14 protein-coding genes are annotated in these 20,478 nt (G+C 70.3%); 3 read left to right on the top strand and 11 right to left on the bottom strand.

Annotated features, from left to right (window positions below):
- The first annotated feature begins 41 nt into the window (after positions 1-41).
- Positions 42-1,241: an esterase-like activity of phytase family protein gene (locus ND450_RS41735; RefSeq protein ID WP_253323509.1), complete on the top strand. Its 1,200-nt coding sequence runs from the start codon at positions 42-44 to the stop codon at positions 1,239-1,241.
- A gap of 78 nt (positions 1,242-1,319) precedes the next feature.
- Here ND450_RS41735 and ND450_RS41730 read toward each other — a convergent pair whose 3' ends face one another.
- The 11 genes from ND450_RS41730 to ND450_RS41680 all read right to left on the bottom strand — a co-directional run bounded on the left by ND450_RS41730 (position 1,320) and on the right by ND450_RS41680 (position 17,310).
- Positions 1,320-2,726, bottom strand: a complete 1,407-nt coding sequence (locus tag ND450_RS41730) for a GH1 family beta-glucosidase (RefSeq protein ID WP_253323508.1) — start codon at positions 2,724-2,726, stop codon at positions 1,320-1,322.
- Between the two features lie 4 nt (positions 2,727-2,730).
- Positions 2,731-3,555 carry a carbohydrate ABC transporter permease gene (locus tag ND450_RS41725; RefSeq protein WP_089917122.1) on the bottom strand — a complete coding sequence of 275 codons (825 nt, stop codon included), beginning with the start codon at positions 3,553-3,555 and terminating at the stop codon, positions 2,731-2,733.
- A 4-nt stretch (positions 3,556-3,559) separates the two neighbouring features.
- Positions 3,560-4,459 (bottom strand): carbohydrate ABC transporter permease, encoded by a 900-nt coding sequence (locus ND450_RS41720; protein WP_253328137.1) that lies wholly within the window; start codon positions 4,457-4,459, stop codon positions 3,560-3,562.
- Positions 4,460-4,536: 77 nt separating this feature from the next.
- The gene (locus ND450_RS41715; RefSeq protein ID WP_253323507.1) at positions 4,537-5,799 is read right to left on the bottom strand and encodes an extracellular solute-binding protein; all 1,263 of its coding nucleotides are present in this window, start codon (positions 5,797-5,799) and stop codon (positions 4,537-4,539) included.
- Positions 5,800-6,452: 653 nt separating this feature from the next.
- A complete protein-coding gene (locus ND450_RS41710; protein WP_253323506.1) occupies positions 6,453-8,969 on the bottom strand; it encodes an ABC transporter permease in 2,517 nt (838 codons plus the stop codon).
- 7 nt (positions 8,970-8,976) lie between these two features.
- Positions 8,977-9,729 (bottom strand): ABC transporter ATP-binding protein, encoded by a 753-nt coding sequence (locus tag ND450_RS41705; protein WP_253323505.1) that lies wholly within the window; start codon positions 9,727-9,729, stop codon positions 8,977-8,979.
- A 120-nt stretch (positions 9,730-9,849) separates the two neighbouring features.
- Positions 9,850-12,822: a helix-turn-helix transcriptional regulator gene (locus ND450_RS41700; RefSeq protein ID WP_253323504.1), complete on the bottom strand. Its 2,973-nt coding sequence runs from the start codon at positions 12,820-12,822 to the stop codon at positions 9,850-9,852.
- A gap of 11 nt (positions 12,823-12,833) precedes the next feature.
- On the bottom strand, positions 12,834-12,989 hold the full coding sequence (locus ND450_RS41695; RefSeq protein ID WP_177229789.1) for a hypothetical protein: 156 nt from the start codon (positions 12,987-12,989) through the stop codon (positions 12,834-12,836).
- A 97-nt stretch (positions 12,990-13,086) separates the two neighbouring features.
- The gene (locus ND450_RS41690; protein WP_253323503.1) at positions 13,087-15,921 is read right to left on the bottom strand and encodes a BTAD domain-containing putative transcriptional regulator; all 2,835 of its coding nucleotides are present in this window, start codon (positions 15,919-15,921) and stop codon (positions 13,087-13,089) included.
- Positions 15,922-16,246: 325 nt separating this feature from the next.
- On the bottom strand, positions 16,247-16,429 hold the full coding sequence (locus tag ND450_RS41685; RefSeq protein ID WP_245786189.1) for a DUF397 domain-containing protein: 183 nt from the start codon (positions 16,427-16,429) through the stop codon (positions 16,247-16,249).
- A gap of 32 nt (positions 16,430-16,461) precedes the next feature.
- Positions 16,462-17,310, bottom strand: coding sequence for a helix-turn-helix transcriptional regulator (locus ND450_RS41680; protein WP_089917132.1), 849 nt, complete (start codon positions 17,308-17,310; stop codon positions 16,462-16,464).
- Between the two features lie 147 nt (positions 17,311-17,457).
- On the opposite strand from ND450_RS41680, the gene ND450_RS41675 reads away from it, so the two are divergent.
- Both ND450_RS41675 and ND450_RS41670 read left to right on the top strand, forming a co-directional pair.
- On the top strand, positions 17,458-17,775 hold the full coding sequence (locus ND450_RS41675; protein ID WP_089917134.1) for a hypothetical protein: 318 nt from the start codon (positions 17,458-17,460) through the stop codon (positions 17,773-17,775).
- Positions 17,776-18,204: 429 nt separating this feature from the next.
- Positions 18,205-20,433, top strand: coding sequence for a SulP family inorganic anion transporter (locus tag ND450_RS41670; protein ID WP_253323502.1), 2,229 nt, complete (start codon positions 18,205-18,207; stop codon positions 20,431-20,433).
- Positions 20,434-20,478: the final 45 nt, after the last annotated feature.

Below are 20,478 nucleotides of genomic sequence, written 5' to 3'. Positions count from 1 at the left end.
GAGACGAACCACGGGTAAAACGATCCTCATAGGGTCGCGGGATGAGGAGAACACTGGCCGTAGGCCTCACCCTGCTCACCGTCACGGCACTGGCCACGCCCACCACCGCGGCGCCTCAGGCGGCCGGAGAGAAGGGCCCGAAGCGGGCCGCGCTGACGAACTTCGCCTTCCTCCCGGCGGAGACGTACCTGCCCGGCAGCGAACCGAGCGGCGCGGCACTGGGGACCGCCCCGATCAACGGCGTCACGCCGCCGTTCGCGGACCAGCCGATCCAGGGCTTCAGCGGTCTCGTCCGCAACGGCGACGGCACGTTCGACGCCATCTCCGACAACGGGTACGGCGCGAAAGCCAACAGCGCGGACTTCCTGCTGCGCATCCACCGCATCGCGCCCGACTTCGCGAAGGGCACCGTCGACGTGCTCGGCGGCGTCACGCTGACCGACCCGCACGGCCACATCCCGTTCCCGCTGACCCGGCAGGACCGGGTGATCACCGGCGCGGACCTCGACGTCGAATCCGTCACGCGCGGCGCCGACGGCACCTACTGGATGGGCGACGAGTTCGGCCCGTACCTGCTGCACTTCGACCGCGCGGGCCGGCTGCTCGCCCCGCCCGTGCCGCTGCCGGGCGTGCGCGCCCCCGAGAACCCCGCGGGCACCCCGAACCTCGGCGGCAGCAAGGGTTTCGAGGGCATCACGCTCTCGCCGGACGACAAGAGGATCAACGCGCTGCTGGAGGGCACCGTCGCCGGTGACACCCCGGGCACCCTGCGCCTCAACGAGTTCGACATCGCCTCGAACTCGTTCACCGGCAAGACCTGGCGCTACCGGCTGGAGGACCCGTCCTTCGCGATCGGTGACGCCATCGCGGTCGACGCCAACCGGCTGCTGATCATCGAGCGGGACAACGGCCAGGGCGCCACCGCGCTGGTCAAGCGCGTGTACCTGGCGGACAAGCGGGACCGCGACCGCGACGGCGAGCTCGACAAGACCCTCGTCGCCGACCTGCTGGACCTGGCCAACCCGAAGCACGTCGGCGGCCAGGCGGACCCGTTCCGCTTCCCGTTCGTCACGATCGAGGACGTCACGATCCTGGACGACCGCACGATCGCGGTGCTCAACGACAACAACTTCCCGTCGTCGTCGGGGCGCACCCCGGGCAAGCCGGACGACAACGAGATCATCACCATCAGGCTGGCGGAGAACCTGCACGCCGACCCGCGCGTGCTGCGCGGGCGTTAGATGAGAGAGCGCTCCCACCTGCGGCACGGAGGTGTCCGCAGGTGGGAGCGCTGAGGCCCCCTCGGCCCGACTGCGGGGCTAAACGGTGTAACCGCGGGCCGGAAGCCCGTTCTGCCCGATGATCCGCGACAGCGTGACGGCGCTTTCCTTCACGGTCCGCTGCTGCGTCTCGAAGTCCACGTGCACGATCCCGAACCGCTGCGAGTACCCCGCCGCCCACTCGTAGTTGTCGAGCAGCGACCACGCCAGGTACCCGCGGACGTCGGCGCCTTCGGAGATCGCCCTGTGCACCGCGCGGACGTGGTCCACCAGGTACTTCGTCCGCTGGACGTCGTGCACGCGCCCCGCGGGGTCGACGACGTCCGGGAACGCCGAGCCGTTCTCCGTGACCACGAGCGGCACACCGCCGGCGTCGCGGGACAGGCGGACGAGCAGTTCCGTGAACGCCTCGGCGTTCTGCTCCCACCCGAACCCGGTGAGCTCGCCCTGCGGCGGCTCGATCGTGACGCCGCGCAGCCCCGCGTGCGGCCCGAGCGGCACGAAGCCGGGATCGGCCGGCGCGACCCTGGTCGGGTTGTAGTAGTTGACGCCGATCCAGTCGATCGGGGTCGCGATGGTCTCCATGTCCCCGTCGCGGACCACGTTCGTCCAGTCGCCCAGCCACGTCGTGTCCTGCAGGACGTCGAGCGGATAGCCCTTGCCGAGGACCGGGTCGAGCAGGATGCGGTTCTGCAGGCCGTCGACCTTGCGCACCGCCTCCGCGTCGTCGCCGTAGATCGTGCTGAAGTTGAGCACGATCGACAGCCGGTGCGACTCGGGTGCCTGCGCGCGCAACGCCTGCGTGGCGAGCCCGTGGGCCAGCAGCAGGTGGTGCGCGGCCTCCAGGGAGGCCACCGCGTCGGTGATGCCCGGCGCGTGGATCCCGTTGCCGTAGCCCAGGAACGCCGACACCCACGGCTCGTTCAGCGTGGTCCAGGCCTGCACCCGGTCGCCGAGGCGTTCGTGCACGATCGCCGCGTACTCGGCGAAGCGGTACGCGGTGTCGCGGTTGCGCCAGCCGCCGAAGTCCTCCAGGACCTGCGGCAGGTCCCAGTGGTACAGCGTGACGAGCGGCTGGATGTCCTTCTCCAGCAACGAGTCGACGAGCCGGTCGTAGAACGCGAGCCCGCGCTCGTTGACCTGGCCGCTGCCGCTCGGCTGGATCCGGGGCCACGCGACGGAGAACCGGTACGAGGCCAGCCCGAGGGACTTCATCAGGTCCACATCGGACTGGTAGCGGTTGTAGTGGTCGCAGGCGGGATCCCCCGTGTCCCCCGCCAGCACCTTGCCGGGCGTCGCGGCGAACGTGTCCCAGATCGAGGCGCCGCGACCGTCCGCGGTGGTCGAACCCTCGATCTGGAACGCCGCTGTGGCCGCCCCCCAGAGGAAGTCCGGCGGGAAGGTCAGCACCTCTCGCCCGACCTCGACGTCCGAGTCGGTCGTCATTCACTCATCCCTTCACCGCGCCCTGCATGATGCCGCCGACGATCTGGCGCGACAGCAGGACGAAGATCGCGATCACCGGCAGCACCGCGATGGAGGCGCCGGCAAGCATCAACGAGTAGTCGGTGTAGTAGCCGCTGGCCAGCGTCGACAGGGCGACCTGCACCGTCGGGCTGTCGTTGGGGTCGAGCACGATCAACGGCCAGAAGAAGTCGTTCCACGCGGTCATGAACGTGAACATGCCGAGCACGGCCGCCTGGGGCCGCACCGCCGGGAACCCGACGTGCCAGAACGTCCGCAGCACCGAGCAGCCGTCGACGCGCGCGGCCTCGATCAGCTCGTACGGCACGGTCTCCTCGCACGCCTGGCGCATCCAGAACACCGCGAACGACCCGATCAGCACCGGCACGATGACGGCTTGCAGCGTGCCGTACCAGTCGAGGTCGGACATCAGCATGTACAGCGGGATCACGCCGAGCTGCGTCGGCACCATCGCCGTGCCGAGCACCACGAGGAACAGCGAGTCGCGGCCCTTGAACCGCAGCCGCGCGAACGCGAACCCGGCCAGCGTGCCCAGCACGACGTTCGAGATCGCCACGGTCGACGCCACGATGAACGAGTTCTGCATGGCGAGCCAGAAGTCGACCGTGTCGAAGACGCGGGTGATGTTCTCGACCAGGTTGCCGCCGGGGACCAGCGGCGGGACCTTCTCGCCGAGGACCGAGTTGTCCTTCGACGCCACGATGAACGAGTAGTAGAGCGGGAAGATCGACGCGGCGAGCACGGCGACCAGGAACCCGTAGAGCAGAGGGCCTGCCTTGGCGTTCTTCACGTCCTCACCCCTTGCCCGCGATGCGCCGGGTCAGCGTGAAGTTGACGATCGCGACCAGCAGGACGACCACGAACAGCATCCACGCGACGGTGGCCGCGTAGCCGGCGTCGAACAACCGGAAGCCCTTCTCGTACATGTAGAGCACCAGCGTCTGGAACTGCCGGTCGGAGCCACCGGTCGAGTTGTTGGCGGCGAAACCGGGGTCGAACAGCGCGGGTTCGGCGAACAGCTGCAGGCCGCCAATGGTCGAGGTGACGACGGTGAACAGGATGGTCGGCCGGATCGACGGCACGGTGATCGACCAGAACATCCGCCAGCGACCGGCACCGTCCAAAGTGGCCGACTCGTACATGTCCTTGGGCACGGACTGCATGGCCGCCAGGTACAGCAGCGCGTTGTAGCCGGTCCAGCGCCACATGACCATGGTGGACACCGCGAGGTGCGAGGCCCACGTCTCGGCGCGCCAGTCGATCGGGTCGATGCCGACGAAGCCGAGCAGGAAGTTCACGATGCCGAAGTCGCGGCCGAAGAACTGCGCGAACACCAGCGCCACCGCGGCGACCGAGATGACGTTGGGCAGCAGCACACCGGCGCGCCAGAACGCGCTGCCGCGCAGGCCGCGGTCGAGCAGCGCGGCGAGACCCAGCGCCGCGAGCAGCTGCGGCACGGTCGAGAGCACGAACAGGCTGAGCGTGTTGAACAGCGCGTTCCAGAACTTGGCGTCGCCGAACAGCTCGACGTAGTTGGCGAGACCGACGAACCCCTGGTTGCCGTCGATCAGCTGCCAGTCGTGCAGCGACACCCAGGCCGTGTAGATCAGCGGGTAGAGCCCGAAGACCCCGAACACCAGGAAGAACGGCGCGATGATCAGGTACGGCGTGTACCTGGCGTCCCAGTTGCTCAGCCTGAAGCGCTTCGGCGGTGGGGTGGAAGGCGAAACCGAGGCGGCCGGGGCCGCCTCGGTCTCTGGACGCGTCACCGTCACTTGGCGGCGTCCGTCGCTTCCTTCAGGGCCTGCGTCCACGCCTCAGCCGCGGACTGCTTGCCCTGCTCCACGCGGGTCAGCGCGGTGGCGAACACCGGGCCGACCTTGGAGTCCTTCGTGCCGCGGTAGGTCGGCTTCAGCGACTCCGCCGAGTTCGCGAAGATCTGGCCCACCGGAGCCTTGTTGAAGTACTCGTTGACGGTCGCCTGCACCTCGGCGTCCTGGTAGACCTTCGGCTGCGACGGCAGGTTGCCCGTCTCCTTGAAGATCCGCTTCTGCTGCTCGGGGGCCGTGAGCCACTTGGCGAGCTCGTAGGCCTCCTTCGGGTGCTTGCCCTGCTTCGGAATGGCGAGGAACGAGCCACCCCAGTTGCCGCCACCGCCGGGCGCCGTCGTCACGTCCCACTTCCCGGCCGCCGCGTCGCCGGCACCCGCCTTGATCAGCGCGAGCGCCCAGGCCGGGCACGTGGTGGTGGCGAACGAACCCTGCTTCAGCGCGACGTTCCAGTCCTGGCTGAACGGCTCGAGAGCACCGGTCTGCCCCTTGGTGCCGAGCGCGGCAGCCGTGTCGAACGCCGTCTTGACCTTGTCGTTCTTCTCCGCGATGTAGGAGTCGTCCTTCGCGAAGTAGCCCTCCTCGGTCTGGTCGAGGATCGCCTTGTAGACGTTGCGGCCGGTGTCGACGAACTTCACGTTCGGCGTCTTGGCGGCGAACTGGTCGGCGACCTTCGAGTAGTCGGCCCACGTCGGCCACAGCTTCGCGACCTCGGCGCGGTCGGTGGGCAGGCCCGCCGCCGCGAACAGGTCGGCGCGGTAGCAGAGACCGAGGCTGCCCATGTCCGTGCCCAGCCCCAGCACGAACTCGCCGTTGTCAGCGGTGCCCTGGTTCCACTTCCACCCGGCCCACTGGTCCTTGAGGTCCTTGGCGCCGTACTCCGCCAGGTTCACGAACTTGTCCTTGGAGGCGCGGAACTGGCTGACCACGCCCTCCTCGAGGGCCACGATGTCCGCGGCACCACGACCACCCGCGAGCTGCGTCGCGAGCTGCGTGTTGTGCTGCTCCATCTTGACCTTGCGCTGCTCGATCTTGATGTTCGAGTGCGAGGCCTGGTACTCCTCGATGAGCTTGTCGTACCCGAAGTCCGAGAAGAGGCCCAGCGACAGCTCGATCTTGCCGTCGGCCTGTGAACCCCCGCCGCAACCGGCGACCATGACCATCACCATGGCCGCAGCAGCGCTGCCGACCAGCCTCTTGCTCATCCGTCCTCCTCGACGACGCCGTGAGCGGCGCTTAACTGTGATGAGAGCGCTCTCACACTCAACCGGAGACGCGCGGGTGTCAAGCGGTCGACATCGTTCCGTAACTTTGTGGAGGCGGGCAACAAAAACCTCCGCCTTCGCGCCGAACGGGGGGTTCGGGGCGGTGGTCGGGGGTGGTTTCGGGGCGCCTCGAGTGCGAAGAGGGACGACCGGGCCCTCGCTCCGGTCGTCCCTCACCCCTGGTAGAGGGGGTTGTGGGCGTTTCGTGACGCGTGGGGTCCAAGATTTTTGCCCTGGCTGGGTTGGGGGCTGGTTTCGGGGGGTGTGCGGGTCGGCTGTTCATGCTGGTGAACATGGATTCGCGGGCGCTCGTGCGGGTGGGCGGCTGTCCGGTTGGTACCGCGCGCCGGGCCTGTGTGCGTGGCGGCCTCGGGTGGGCGAGTACGACCAACACCCCGCGCCGGCCTGCGTGCGTGTTGGGCTCGGGTGCGCGAATGCGGTAGGCACCCCACACGCCACCAGACGCAGCGGAGGCCCGGTGCCCCGACGGCACCGGACCTCCACCGATCCCCCGGTCGTGCGGGCCCCTGTTCCCGCACTCCCGCACCCGCCCGGCCGTGGCCCCCGACAGCGAGGCCGGGCGGGGTGTCCTGCTAGGCCTCCGCCATGCCCGCCACCACCGAGTTCCGAGCCGCCCGGCGGGCCGGGAGGGCGGCGGCGATGACGGCCGCGACCACGGCCAGGCCCAGCATCACGCCGATCTGTCCGAACGGGATCGAGAAGCTGATCTGGAACTCCGAGTTCGAGATCGCCTCCACCAGCAGCCAGCCGAAGCCCGCGCCGAGCAGGACGCCCACGACGGCTCCGATGAGGGCCATCAGGATCGACTCGACGACCAGCATCTGCCGCAGCTGGCCCCTGGTCAGGCCCAGTGCGCGGAGCAGGGCGGACTCGCGGGTGCGTTCCAGGACGGACAGGGTCAGGGTGTTCGCGATGCCGAACAGGGCGATGATCAGGGCCAGGCCGACCAGGGCCCAGATGAAGAGCAGGATCTGGTCGATCTGCGCGTTCAGTTCGGCCTTGGTCTCGGCCGCCGAGTTCAGGACGGCGACCGGGGAGGTCGCGATGACGCGTTCCAGGTCGGCTCGGGCCACGGTGATGTCGGTGCCCGGCGCCAGCTTGACCAGCATCTTCTGGTAGCCCTTCGAGGGCTCCTTCAGCAGGGACTCGGCGGTGGCGAGGGTGACGATGCCGGTGCCGTAGCTGTTGTCCTTGATCAGGGCGACGACCTTGATGTCCTTGCCGCTGATCGGGACGGTGGAGCCTACGGTGAGGCCCGCTTCCTTGGCCTCCTTCTCGCGCATCGCGAGCTCGTTGTCCTTGAGGCCGGTGAGGGTGCCCGCGGCGACCTCGGGGCGGACGAGGGTGCCGATCGCGTCGGACGGGTAGCCGATGACGTCGGCGTACTGGAGCTTCGGCGACTCGCCGTACGCGGTGAGTTCGGGGGCGACCTTCTCGACGTTGTTCACCTTGGACAGTTCGTCGACGAACTTCTTCTGCAGCGGCTGGCTGTAGACGTTCGAGGTGACCTCGTAGTCGGCCGGGAAGCGGGCGTCGACCTTCTCGTTCATGGTGGCCCGGCCGCTGCCCGCCACGACGGTCACCATCGCGACGATGGTCACGCCGATCATCAGCGCCGCCGTGGTCGCGGCGGTGCGCTTGGGGTTGCGGCCCGCGTTGGCCGAGGCCAGCTTGGCCGGGACGCCGCGCAGGGCCTTGCCGAACAGGCGGTTCACCAGCGGCACGTACAGCGGGCCGAGGAGCAGCACGGCGAACAGCAGGACCATCGTGGCGCCGCCGGTGATGAACAGCGCCGGCTCCTCCTTCTCCTGCCGCAGGCCGAAGTAGACGCCCGCGGCACCGAGGAGGGCGATGAGGGTCGCGGCGACGATCCGGACCTTGCCGGTGCGGGCCACGTCGTCGGAGCTGTCCGGCTGTGAGCGCAGGGCAGCCACGGGGGCGACCCGGGTGGCGCGGCGGGCCGGGAGCACGGCGGACAGGACGGTCACGACCACGCCGACGCCGAAGCCCGCGACGATCGTCACCCACGAGATCGGCAGGCGGATCGGGGCGTCCTCGCCGCCGGGGCCGCCGACGGTGCTGATGAACGTCTGCAGCAACGCCGAGACGCCGATTCCGCCGAGGAGGCCGAGCACCGACGCCGCGAGGCCCATGAAGACCGCTTCGGCGAGCACGGACCGGAACACCTGCCCGCGTTCCGCTCCGACGCAGCGCAGCAGCGCCAGTTCCTTCGTGCGCTGGGCGACGAGGATCGTGAAGGTGTTGTAGATGACCATGCCCGCGACGACGAGCGAGATGGCGGCGAACGCCAGCAGGAACGTCTTGATCTCGGTGGCCGCGTCGCCGACCTGCGCGAGCGTGGCCTCGGTCAGCTGCTCACCGGTCTGCACCTGGTAGCCGGCGCCGATGGCCTTGGTGATGTTGTCGACGAGCTGCTGCTGCGTCACGCCGGACTTGGCGACCGCGACGATCTCGTAGATCTTCTGGTCCGGGATCAACGCGCGCAGGCCGTCCGGCGACAGCACCACGTGGTCGCTGCCGGACATCGAGATGCTGCTCGCGCCCTGCTGGTAGGTGCCGACGATGGTGTAGGCGTGCTCGGTGTTGTCCTGGTCGAGCAGCTTGAGCTTGTCGCCGACCTTGAGCTTCGCGACCTGGGCGGTCTTGGTGTCGACCGCGGCCTCGTCGGCCTTGGCCGGGTACCGGCCGTCCTTGAGGTTGAAGTCGCGCAGCTTCTCCGTGGTCGGCAGCGGCTGCACCAGCGCGTTGCGCGCCTTGCCCTCGCCGCTGAGCAACGCGGCGCTGCCGAACTCGCGCGAGTCGGCGCCCTCGACGCCCGGCGTGCTGCGGATCTTCTGCAGGAAGCCGGCGGGGATGCCGTCCTCCCGGTTGGGGCTGTTCTCCGTCGTGTGCACGGCCGCGTCGACGTTGCGGGCGCTGCGGGCGAAGTTGTCCCTGGTCTGCTCCCCGACGGCGTCGCCGAGCACGAGCGTGCCCGTCACGAACGCGACGCCGAGCGCGATGGCGATGCTGGACAGCACCAGCCTCGCCGTGCGGGCACGCAGGCCCGCGAGGATCGTCTTCAACATCGGTAGCTCACGCCCCCAGGTGCGTGAGGGCGTTGACGACGGACTCGGTGGTGGGCTGGTGGATCTCGCCCGCGAGCCGGCCGTCGGCGAGCAGCACCACGCGGTCCGCGTAGCTCGCGGCCACCGGGTCGTGCGTCACCATGATCACGGTCTGGCCCAGCTTGCGGACCGACATGCGCAGGAAGTCGAGGACCTCGGCGCCGCTGCGGGAGTCCAGGTTGCCGGTCGGCTCGTCGGCGAAGATGACCTCGGGACGGGCGACGAGCGCACGGGCGCAGGCCACGCGCTGCTGCTGGCCACCGGAGAGCTCGGTCGGGCGGTGCGTCAGGCGGTCGCGCAGGCCGAGCACGTCGACGATGGTGTCGAACCACTCCTTGTCGGGCTTGCGGCCCGCGAGTTCGAGGCCCAGCAGGATGTTCTGCTCGGCGGTCAGCGTCGGCAGCAGGTTGAACGCCTGGAACACGAAGCCGACGCGGTCGCGGCGCAGCTTGGTGAGGTCCTTGTCGTTCAGCTTGGTGATCTCGGTCTGTCCGATGTGGATCGCGCCACCGTCCACCGTGTCCAGTCCCGCGAGGCAGTGCATCAGCGTGGACTTGCCGGAGCCGGACGGGCCCATGATCGCGGTGAAGCGGCCGGCCTGGAAGGCGACGTCGATGCCGTCGAGCGCCCGCACCGCGGTGTCACCCTTGCCGTAGACCTTCACCAGGTTGTGGGCCGCCGCGGCGGTCCGGGTGCCGACCTCGGACACCAGTGCAGACATGTGACTTGCCTTCCTCACAGGGGGACGTTCCTTGATGAGGAAGAAGCTAGGAGCAGCCTGAGTGCGCGGACATCAACTCCGCGACGCGTTGCGCGTCAGCCTGAGGTATGACAACCGGGCCTATTCGAGCAGACCTCGGTCGTACGCGATCGCCACGGCCTCGGCCCGCCGCGACGCCCCGAGCTTGGCCATGATCCGGGAAAGGTGCACGGAAACGGTCTTCTCGCTGATGTAGAGCTCCTCGCCGACCTCGCGGTTCGTCCGTCCCGCGGCCACCAGGCCGAGCACGTCGCGTTCGCGCGGGGTGAAGAGGTCGACGTGCTCGCGCACCGGTTCGTCAGCCCTGAGGGTGATGCGGGCCCGCTTCGCGCACGACGCGACGGCCTCGGCGAGCGGCACGGCCTTGAGCTTCGTGGCCACCTCGTCGGCCTGGCGGAGCTGGTCGGCGGCCTCGTCCCGCCGGTTCTCGCCGAGCAACGCCTCCGCGAGCCGCCACCGGCACAGCGCCTGCTCGAACAGCACCCCGTAGGCGAACTCCTCGACGGCGGCCTGCCACAGCTCCGGGTCACCGGCTCCGGTCAGCCTGGACTCCTCGGCGAGCGCGCGGGCCAGCCACGCACGGCCTTCCGGTCCGAGCACGCCGGCGCGCGGCTTGCCGTTCTGCGCCGTGAGCCGCACGTGCTCGGCGAGCTCATGTCCTGCGGTGACGGCGTTTTTCTCGGCCTCGGCGTCCCGCTTGCGGCGTGCCTTGGCGGCGATCTCCGCGTGTGCCGCGATGCCGATCGCGCCGATCCTGATGCCCGCGAGCATCCACGGACCGCCGAGCTTGCGCGCCCACGCCAGCGCGTCCGTGACGCGTTCGACCGCCAGTTCCGGACGGCCGCGCCACAACGCGAGCTCCGCGCCCGTACCGCCGGTGATCAGCGCGATCTGGATGTCGCGGTGCCAGTCGCTGCGCAGCTTCGTGATCATCCGCTCGGACTCGGCCAGGTCGCCGCGCGAGACGGTGAGGTGCGTGCTCGCCGCCGCCAGCCTGGCCAGCACGGTCGACGACACGGACATGCCGGGCGGTTCGCTGGCCCACGCCGCGTAGTCCCAGTCGCCGAGGTAGTAGTGCACCAGCACCTGCAGGATGCGGATCTCCAGCCCGAACATGCTCCAGGTCAGGCCGGTCTCCTTGGCCCTGTCCCCCGCCAGGTCGAACACGCGCGCGGCCTCGGCCAGCTCGCCGCGGTCGTAGTGCATCAGGCCGTAGTAATACCAAGCCCTCAGCTCGTTGTTGAACGCTCCGACCTCGCGCGCGCACTCGATCGCGCGCTCGAAGCTGGCCTTCGCCACCTCCGGCTCGTCCGCGTGGTCGTCGAGGATCGCCAGGGTGCCCAGGCCGTCCGCGACCGCTCCCGGCGCGTTCGCCGTCCGGCCGTTCTCGATCGCGAGCTCGGCTGCCTCGCGCGCGGCCGCGTCCTCGCGTTGCTGGCGCAGGGAGGAGGCCTTGCCCGCGAAGACGCGGGCGCGGGTGGGGCTGGGCTCGCGGTCCTGCACGAGGGCGAGCGCCTTGCCGATGACGAGGAAGCCCTCCTCCTCGTTGCCGTCGAGGATCGAGAGCGCCTGCGAGAGCCGCAGCCAGATCTCGGCGGCCTCCTCCGGCGTCTGCGCGGAGCTGATGGCCTTGGTGGCGCTGCGGGCGAACGCGACGGCGCGTTCCGGCTGCCCCGCCGTACCCGCGACCCACGACGCGCGCCGCAGCAGCACCGACTCGTCCACATCGGACGGACGGTCGGCTTCGGGAACCGCGTTCCAGAGGTTGAGGGCCTTCTCCAGGTGCCGCAACGACTCCGCGGGAGCACCGGCGCGTTCGGCCTCCTTGGCCGCCTGGATGGACGCGGTGAGCGCCTGCGGCAGGTCGTGGCTCTCGAACGCGTGGTGGGCGAGCGCCGCCGCCGTACCGCGTTCGTCCAGCCGCTTGGCCAAGTGCCGCGCGTAGCCGGCGTGCAGCCGGACCCGTTCGCCGGGCAGCAGATCACCGTAGACGGCCTCGCGGACGAGGGCGTGGCGGAACGTGTAGACCTCGTCGTCGCTCACGACGAGCAGGTGGTGCTGGACGAGCTCGCGCAAGGCCGTGTCGAACGCGAGGTCGTCCATGCCCGAGACCTCGTGCAGCCGGTAGTGCCGGACCCGGCGCCCCCACGCCGACGCGACGCGGACCGCGTGCTGCGCCTCGGAACTGAGGCTCTCGACGCGGCTGAGCAGCACGTCGGCGAGCGCGGACGGCAACGACCTCGCGTCGTCGCACGTGGCCACCGCGATGAGCTCCTCGGCGAAGAAGGCGTTGCCCTCGGAGCGTTCCGCGACCTGGCGCACGACGTCGGCGGGCAGGTCGTCGGACAGCGCCTCGACGAACCGGCGGGCGTCCGCCGCGTTGAACGGCGTGAGGTCCAGGCGGTCGACGGCGGGCAGCCGGACCAGCTCGGACAGCAAGGGGCGCAACGGGTGGCTGCGGTGCAGGTCGTCCGCGCGGTAGGTGCCGACGACCAGCAGGCGCTGGGAACGCAGGCGGGACAACAGGAACGACAGCAGGTACCGGGTGGACGCGTCGGCCCAGTGCAGGTCCTCGACGACGAGCAGCACGCGCTGCCGTTCGGACAGATCACCCAGCAGCCCGAGCACGGCGTCGAACAGCTGGAGCTGGCCGACGTCCTGCTCGGGCCTGCGGCCGGGGATCAGGCTCGGCGCGATCATGCCCTCGGTGCCCGGCTCGCGTTCGGCGGGCAACGCGAGCTGCGGCAGCAACATCGCGAGCGCGGGCCGGTTCAGCACGTCGGGTTTGAGCTTGCCCAGCGCCTCGGCGAACGGCAGGTACGGCAGACCGGTCTCGCCCGCGTCGAGGCACCGTCCCGTGAGGACGAGGGTGTCGTCGGCGCTGGCGGCCAGCTCGTCGATCAGCCGGGTCTTGCCGACACCGGCGTCGCCCGCGAGCAGGACCGCGCCCGCCGTGCCCTCACCTGCCTGCGCCAGTGCGGCACGCAACCGTTCCAGCTCGCGGTCGCGTGCGACCAACGGGATTCCGGAACCGAGGCGCGCCACAAGGGGCATGCTGTCACACGTCATGAGCCGGTGCCGCGGTGTTTTCCCGAGGTGCGGTGCGTCACCCGGCTGATCCACGACGGTTCGCCGCGGTTCGCCCGGCGCCAGCTGCGCACCACGGTGCTGCGCCGGTAGTCGATCTCCGCCTTGATCGCCTCAGGGGTCCATTCGTTCATGGAGAGGAGAGTGCCGCTGAGGGACCGGGCAAGGCATCGGGCGATCACACAGTCCCGCGTCGCGAAGCCCTTACTCGGTGGAAGGGAACCGAGCCCCTTACCCGACCGTCACCGCTCGCGTCCGCGCCAGCCGAGCCCGCACCCCGTCGGCCTCCGGCGCCCCCAGCTCCGTGAACAGCGCCAGAGCCCGCTGCCAGTGCGCCCCCGCTCCCGCCGCCCCGAGCCGTTCGAACACCGCCGCGAGCCGGTCGTGCGCCAACGCCTGGTGGTACGGCGAGACGGCGTCGCACGCGACGGCCAGCGCCGTGCGGGCCGAGGAGAGCGCCCCGTCCGTGTCGCCGGTCTCGAGCAGGGCCGTGGAGATGTCGGTGTGGCAGGCCGCTTCCCCGCACTGCTCGCCGACCTCGTGGTACATCCGCAGCGCCACCCGCAGCCACGGCATCGCGTCGTCGAACCGTTGCGTGCTCAGGTACAGCAGCCCGAGGTGGTGGTGGGCGTTGGCCTCGGCCCACTTCGAGCCCGCGATCCGCGAGATCTCCATGGCCTCGCGGTAGTGCTCCTCGGCCTCCTCGGCGCGGCCCAGGTCGAGCAACGTGCCCGCGACCGTCGTCAGCGCACGCGCCTGCTGGTGCACGTCCTCCTTGCGGCGGGCCACTTCCAGCGCGCCCTGCTGTGCCTGCAGGGCCTCCTCGAAGCGTTCGAACTGGAGCAACGCGACGCCCAGGTTGAACTGCATGACGAACCGCGCGTCGTCGTCGTTCAGCGCGATGGCGGCCTGCAGCGCGGCTTCGGTGAGGCGCAACGACGTCTCGCGTTCGGTGCGCAGCCACAGGTACCGGGACAACGTGTACGGCAGCTGCCAGGCGTGGACGTGCCAGCCCGAACCGGACGCGAGCTCGGCCGCGGCGATGAGGTTCGCGCGTTCGGCGTCGAACCAGGCCGTCGCGTCCGCCGGACCGGAGATCGCGGGCACGTGGACCGGCCGGTGCTCCGGCGCGACCAGGACGCTGCCGCGGTTGATCGGGAGCAGGCCGTCGGCGAGGTCCGCGCAGTGCAGGTAGTAGTCGAGCATCCGGCCGGTGGCGGCACGGCGCTCCGGCTCGGACAGCTCCCCGGCCAGGGTCTTGGTGTAGACGCGGACGATGTCGTGCGCGACGTGGCGGCCGGGTTCGCTGACGGACAGCAGGTTCGCGGCCGTCAACGCGTCCAGCGCGCGTTGGGCCTCCAGCAGTGACACATCGCCCAGCGCGGCGACCACGTGCGGGGTCAGGTCGGCTCCGGGGTGCAGGCCGATGATGGCCAACAGCCGTGACGGCTCCTCGGGCAACGCACGGCGCGAAGCGTCCAGTGCGGCGCGCACGGTGCCCTCGCCGTCCTCCAACCCCAGAGCCGCGAGACGGCCCTGCTCGTCCTGCAGTTCCTCGACCAGCTCGGCGACGCGCAGACGCGGTGACACGGCGAGACGGGCCGCCGCGATGCGCAACGCCAGGGGTAAGCCGTCGCAGAGTTCGGCGAGCTCGTGCAGGGCGTGCGCCTCGATGTCGGACCGGCCGGCGATGCGGTCCAGCACGGCGACGGCGGCGTCCGGGTCGAGCATGTCCAGCTCGACCAGCTTCGCCTCGACCTGCGCGACGAGCCCGACCAGCCGCCGCCGGGACGTCACGACGACGCACGAGGGCGCGCCCGGCAGCAACGGCACCAGGTCCGCCGAGCTGCGGACGTTGTCGAGCATCACCAGCATCTTGCGGTCGGCCAGCAACGTGCGCAGCAACGCCGAGCGCTCGTCGACCGAGACCGGCGTGTCCCCGGCCGGGACGCCCAGCGCCCGCAGGAACCGGTTGAGCACCTCGCCGATCTCCAGCGGCTCCCGGTTCGGGTCGTAGCCGTGCACGTCGACGTAGAGCTGGCCGTCCGGGAACTCGTCGCGCACCCGGTGCGCCCAGTGCAGGGCCAGCGCCGTCTTGCCGACGCCCGCCGGACCGGTCACCAGCGCCACCGGACCGCCGGGGCCGCGCAGCAAAGCGTCCAGGCACGCCACCTCCGCGTCCCGGCCGACGAGCGACACGGGAGCGCGCGGCAGCTGCGCGGGCACCGTCATCGGCGCGGCTTCGGGCGCGGAGGGCTGCACCGGCACGCGGACCGGCGCGCGTTCCGGTTCAGGACTGTCCCCCGCCAGCACGGCCTGGTGCACGCGGCGCAGTTCGAAGCCCGGCTCGACGCCGAGCTCCTCGATCAGCACGGCGCGGGCCTCGCGGTACGCGGCCAGTGCCTCGGCCTGCCTGCCCGCCTGGACCAGCGCGCGCATCAGCAGCCCGTGGCCGCGTTCGCGCAACGGGTGCTCGGCGACCATCGACGCGAGCCGCGACACCAGTTCCGGGCCCTGCCCGATCGCGAGGCCGAGCTCGGCGCGTTCCTCCAGCACCGCGAGCCGCCGTTCGACGAGACGGCCGCGCTCGGCGTCGGCGAACAGGCCGGAGACACCGCCCAGCGGTTCCGCGCGGAACAACGCGAGCGCGTCGTCCAGCTCCACCGCGGCTCCGGCGAGGTCCCCGGCGGCGCGCAGGCGGTTCGCGAGCAGGACTTGACGTTCGACCACGTCGAGGTCGAGCGCGCCGGGCTCGACCCGCATCAGGTACCCGTCGCCGACCGACGTGAGCAGCTCGGCCGGAGCCCTGCGCGCGCGGGTCGGTTCGAGCGCCCTGCGCAGTCCGGCCACATAGGTCTGGACCAAGTTCACGGCACTGGAGGGCACGTTGTCGCCCCAGACGGCCTCGATGATCTGCCCGCGGCTGACCGGCGTACCGCGCGCCAGCAGCAGGACGGCGAGGACGGCACGTTGTTTCGCCGCACCGAGATCAACCTCTTGACCTGCGCGAACGACTCGGAGAAGGCCGAGAACCTCGAACCGGAGGGGTTCCTCGCCAGCCGTCACCGATCTGTCCTTCGCCTGTGGGCCACCAGGAGCTCGAAGATCACTTCAGTCGGGCTCCAGTCGTGCTGTAGAAGGCATTCTTACGCTTAGCGTGTCCAACCAACCACAGACCGCGAGATCAACGGAAACCGGAGATCGCGGAGTCGGAACAGGTTGGACCGGACAGCGGAACACCCGCTGCTCCCCATGATCGACGTGGGTCGGCCGGCGTGCAAGGGGCATCCAGCCCGCGGCGGCGGAACGCCGGCCGGCCCACGTCCCCCTTTCCCACAGCAGAGGGCCCCGGCTGGATCATCCAGCCGGGGCCCTCTGCTTCACCTTCCGATCAGCTGACGAAAGAGCCGGTCTTCGCAGCGGCGAGGAACGTGTCCCACCCCGCGTCACCGAACCTCAGCCGAGCCCCGTCCGCGTTCTTGCTGTCGCGAACGGCCGCGCCGCGGGCGTCGAGGGCGATCTCGACGCACTCCGGTCCACCGGCCGACGACCTGCTGCTCTTGCGCCAACGCAAGCTTTCCACTGTGTGTTCACTCCCGGTCGCTGTCACGCGAGAGTGCGAGCGATCCCGGTGATCAGGGTTTCCGATTCCCGCTGACTCATCGCGGACTTCACGAGACGCTCGAACATCTCGGCGTAGGAATTCACGTCTGACTGTTGTTCCAGGTAGACGCCGCTTCTGGTGCTCTCGATGTAGACCACGTCGGGGTCGAGCCGCTCGGGAAAGCTCAGGATGACGAACGGGCCGTCCATCGCGGCATGACCACCGGCGCTGAACGGCACGACCTGCATCGTGACGTTCGGCAACGCACCGACCTCGAGAAGACGCGCCATCTGCACGCGCATCACCCCGGCGCCGCCGACGAGCCGGCGCAGGGCGGCCTCGTCGATCACGACGTGCAGGCGCAACGGGTCGTCCTCACTCAGCAAGGCCTGCCGGGCCTTGCGCAACCGGACGCGCCGGTCGATCTCGGCGGTGCTCGCGTCCGGCAGCACCTGGGAGATCAACGCCCTCGTGTACGCCTCGCACTGCAGCAGACCAGGAATCATCAGCCCCTGGTAGGTCCTGATCGAGTCCGCGTCGGCCTCGTACCCCACGTAACGACCGGGCACGATGTCGCCGAACTCGTCCCACCACGCCTTGCGACGGGCTTCCCTGGCCAGCTGGACCAGTTCCTCGAGGGTGGTGGTGTCCGCACCATAGGCGGCGAGCATGTCCCGCACGTCGCGCGGGCTCACGCCCACACGGCCCGTCTCGATGCGGCTGATCTTGGAGGCCGAGCACTCCAGGCGCTCGCCCACCTCCTCGATCGTCAGACCGGCCACTTCACGCAGCCTGCGGAGCTCGCTCACGAGCCGTCGCTTGCGCAGGGTCGGACTGCTACCCCGTGGCATCCACACCTCCTGGTCGTTCCCAGTTTGAGAGCAAAGGAGCTCACCGCAAAGAGACGTCATCCATTCGTGTACTGCAACTTGCAGATCGCAGGTTCGGCGCGACAGTCTGCATGGGTTGCTCACGCAAGGACTGGAGCTCTGAGCCTGATGGCCGTCACGGTGTTCAGCCAACTGGACAAGTCGCTGCACTCCCACCTGGCCACGCTCACCGACCTCGCCGAGCGCGGCGACGACCAGACCGCCCTCGTACTCGCCAGGGTCGAGTTGCCGAGGGTGGTCGCCGTGGTGAAGGCGCTGCTCGACGAGCACCAGCCCGACGAGCACGGCCGGTGCGCCACCTGCAAGCGCGGCTGGTTCTCCAGGCGGATGCCCGCACCGTGCCGTGCTTATCTCTCGGCGCAGCTGATCCTGACCGTGGTGGGCCAGGAGACTTCGCACGGCAAGCACCTGCGCTCGGTAGGCTGAATTTCCGGAACTCGATAGTTCTTCAGTTCCGTCCCGACCTGGGCCGGCTCCGCACCCCCCGACCGGAGCCGGCCCTTCTACGTGATCACCTCGCGTGACGATCGCCGCCAAGATCAACACGGTTGGCTGAAAGATCTGCCACAGCCCCGTTTCCGGCCTCATCATTGAAGGCGACGCGGCCTGATCCCGCCCCACGATGCCTGTGCCGACACGGAGGTGTTCCCGTGCCGACCCCGCATGACCGCGCCGACGAGCTCGATGCCGTCCGGCCGCGCAGACTGCTGCCCTTAGAGCGCTTGATCGCCCGCGACGCCGCCGGACGGCATCGCGGAGCTCGACGCCGGAGCGCCCACTCCTAGCTCACTCCCCCTCCCCGCCCTGTGCATCCGTGGCACAGGGCCATGCCGCCATTCCACAAAAGGAAAAACCGTGAGCCATCACCCCAGGTCCAACGCCGGCGAGCACACCCCGCACGGCCCTCCGCTGGTCCTGAAGCACGACCTGCCCGCGAGCTTCGTGCTGTTCCTCATCTCGATCCCGTTGTCGCTCGGCATCGCGCAGGCCACGGGCGCGCCGCTGATGGCCGGGATCATCTCCGCGGTCATCGGCGGCGTGGTCGTCGGCGCGCTCAGCGGGGCGCCGTTGCAGATCAGCGGGCCCGGCACCGGGCTCGTGGTGATCGTGGCCGGGCTGGTCGCGCAGTTCGGGTGGGCGGCCACGGCGGCGATCACGCTGGCCGCGGGCGTGCTGCAGATCGCGTTGGGGCTCACCGGGATCAGCCGCCTGGTGATGTCGCTGTCCCCCGCGATCGTGCACGGCATGCTCGCGGGCATCGGCATCTCGATCGCCGTCGGGCAGCTCGTGGTGGTGCTGGGCGGCACGGCCGGGTCGACCGTGCCCGCGAACCTCGCGCTGCTGCCGGGAGCACTGGCCAGGGGCGCCTGGGGCTCGGTGGCCGCCGGTGCGGTGGCGATCGCGGTCCTGCTGCTGTGGCCGCGGGTGCCGCGGCTCTCGGTGGTCCCCGCGCCGCTGGTCGCCGTCGCCTTCGCGACCGCGCTGGCGTTCGCGCTGCGCCTCGACGTCGCGAGGGTCGACCTGCCGGACAGCCACGCGCTGGTGCTCCCGCAGGTGCCGCAGGGCGGTGCCGGCACGATCATCGCCGCGGTCGTCACGGTCGCGCTGGTGGCGAGCATGGAGTCGTTGCTGTCGGCCGTCGCCACGGACCGGCTGCACGACGGGCCGCGTGCCCGGCTCGACAAGGAGCTCGTCGCCCAGGGCACCGGCAACGTGCTCGCGGGCGCGCTCGGCGGGTTCCCGATCAGCGGTGGCCTGGCGCGCAGCTCCGCGAACGTCGCGGCGGGCGCGAAGACCCGGTACGCGGCGATCCTGCAGGGCGTGTGGATCGCGGTGGCGGTGCTCGCGTTCTCGCCCGCCCTGCAGCTGATCCCGCTGGCCGCTCTGGCGGGGGTGCTGCTCGTCGTCGGGCTCAGGCTCGTCTCGGTCCAGCGGATGCGGACCCTGTGGCAGCACGGGGAGTTCGTGGTCTACGCGGCGACCGCGCTCGGTGTCGTCCTCTTCGGACTGCTGGAGGGCGTGGTCGTCGGGCTCGCGATCGCGTTGCTGCGCGCGTTGTACCGGTTGACGCACTGCTCGGTGCGCGTCGAGGGCAACCGGGTGTGCGTGCGGGGATCGCTGGTGTTCCTGGGGGTCGGCCGGCTCGTGCGCGAGCTGCGCAGGCTGCCGCTCGGCCGGACCGTCGTGCTGGAGCTGCACGTCGACTACCTGGACCACGCGTCGTACGAGGCGATCAACGACTGGCGCGAGGGCTACGAACGGCTCGGCGGCCGGGTGCTGGTCGACGAGGTGCACGACACCTGGTACGACCGGGCGAACCAGGGCAAACCGGGGCGGCGCAAGACGTTGCCCGGCCCGCTGCCCCGCTGGTTCGCGCCGTGGTCGCACTGGCAGGGCACTCCTGGCGCGGTCACGCTGCCGGCCCAGCGGTCGTCCGCCGAACAGCTGCTCGCCGAGGGCGATCCGATGCTGCGCGGCATGCACGAGTTCGAGCAGCGCTCCGCGCCGCTGGTGCGGCCGTTCCTGCACGAGCTCGCGCTGCGCGGGCAACGGCCGCAGCAGCTGTTCATCACGTGCGCGGACTCCAGGGTGGTGCCGAACCTGATCACCACGTCCGGACCGGGTGATCTGTTCTGCGTGCGCAACATCGGCAACCTGGTGCCGACGCCGTCGGCGCAGGACAGCTCGGTCGGCGCGGCGATCGAGTACGCCGTGGAGATCCTCAACGTCAGCACGATCGTCGTGTGTGGACACTCCGACTGCGGCGCGATGAAGGCGCTGGTGAAGGGGTCCGCGTCGCGTGGCTCGCACCTGCACTCGTGGCTGCGCAACGCCGAGCCGTCGCTGATCCGGTTCCACGCGCCGACCGCGCCCGGCTGCGCGGACCTGCCGGTGGCCGACCGGCTCGCCGTCGCGAACGTCGCGCAGCAGCTCGACAACCTGCTCGCGCACCCGAGCGTGCGGGAGGCGATCGCTGCGGGCACGCTCACGTTGAAGGGCATGTACTTCGACATCTCGAACGCCCGCGTGTACCTGGTCGACCCGGACCGCAACGGGCTCGAACCCGTGCCGTCACCGGCGTAGGAAAGCGAGGAGCCGCCCCGAAAGTGCTCGGGGCGGCTCCACTTC

This window comes from Lentzea sp. HUAS12 (assembly GCF_024125735.1).
GTDB classification, from domain to species: Bacteria; Actinomycetota; Actinomycetes; order Mycobacteriales; family Pseudonocardiaceae; genus Lentzea; species Lentzea albida.
This window is presented reverse-complemented; position numbering and strand designations above follow the sequence as displayed.

Coding starts and splice junctions, on each gene's coding strand:
- ND450_RS41680 (WP_089917132.1), bottom strand. CDS start 17,310: ATGCCACGGGGTAGCAGTCCGACCCTGCGCAAGCGACGGCTCGTGAGC.
- ND450_RS41715 (WP_253323507.1), bottom strand. CDS start 5,799: ATGAGCAAGAGGCTGGTCGGCAGCGCTGCTGCGGCCATGGTGATGGTC.
- ND450_RS41675 (WP_089917134.1), top strand. CDS start 17,458: ATGGCCGTCACGGTGTTCAGCCAACTGGACAAGTCGCTGCACTCCCAC.
- ND450_RS41695 (WP_177229789.1), bottom strand. CDS start 12,989: ATGAACGAATGGACCCCTGAGGCGATCAAGGCGGAGATCGACTACCGG.
- ND450_RS41735 (WP_253323509.1), top strand. CDS start 42: ATGAGGAGAACACTGGCCGTAGGCCTCACCCTGCTCACCGTCACGGCA.
- ND450_RS41705 (WP_253323505.1), bottom strand. CDS start 9,729: ATGTCTGCACTGGTGTCCGAGGTCGGCACCCGGACCGCCGCGGCGGCC.
- ND450_RS41730 (WP_253323508.1), bottom strand. CDS start 2,726: ATGACGACCGACTCGGACGTCGAGGTCGGGCGAGAGGTGCTGACCTTC.
- ND450_RS41700 (WP_253323504.1), bottom strand. CDS start 12,822: ATGCCCCTTGTGGCGCGCCTCGGTTCCGGAATCCCGTTGGTCGCACGC.
- ND450_RS41710 (WP_253323506.1), bottom strand. CDS start 8,969: ATGTTGAAGACGATCCTCGCGGGCCTGCGTGCCCGCACGGCGAGGCTG.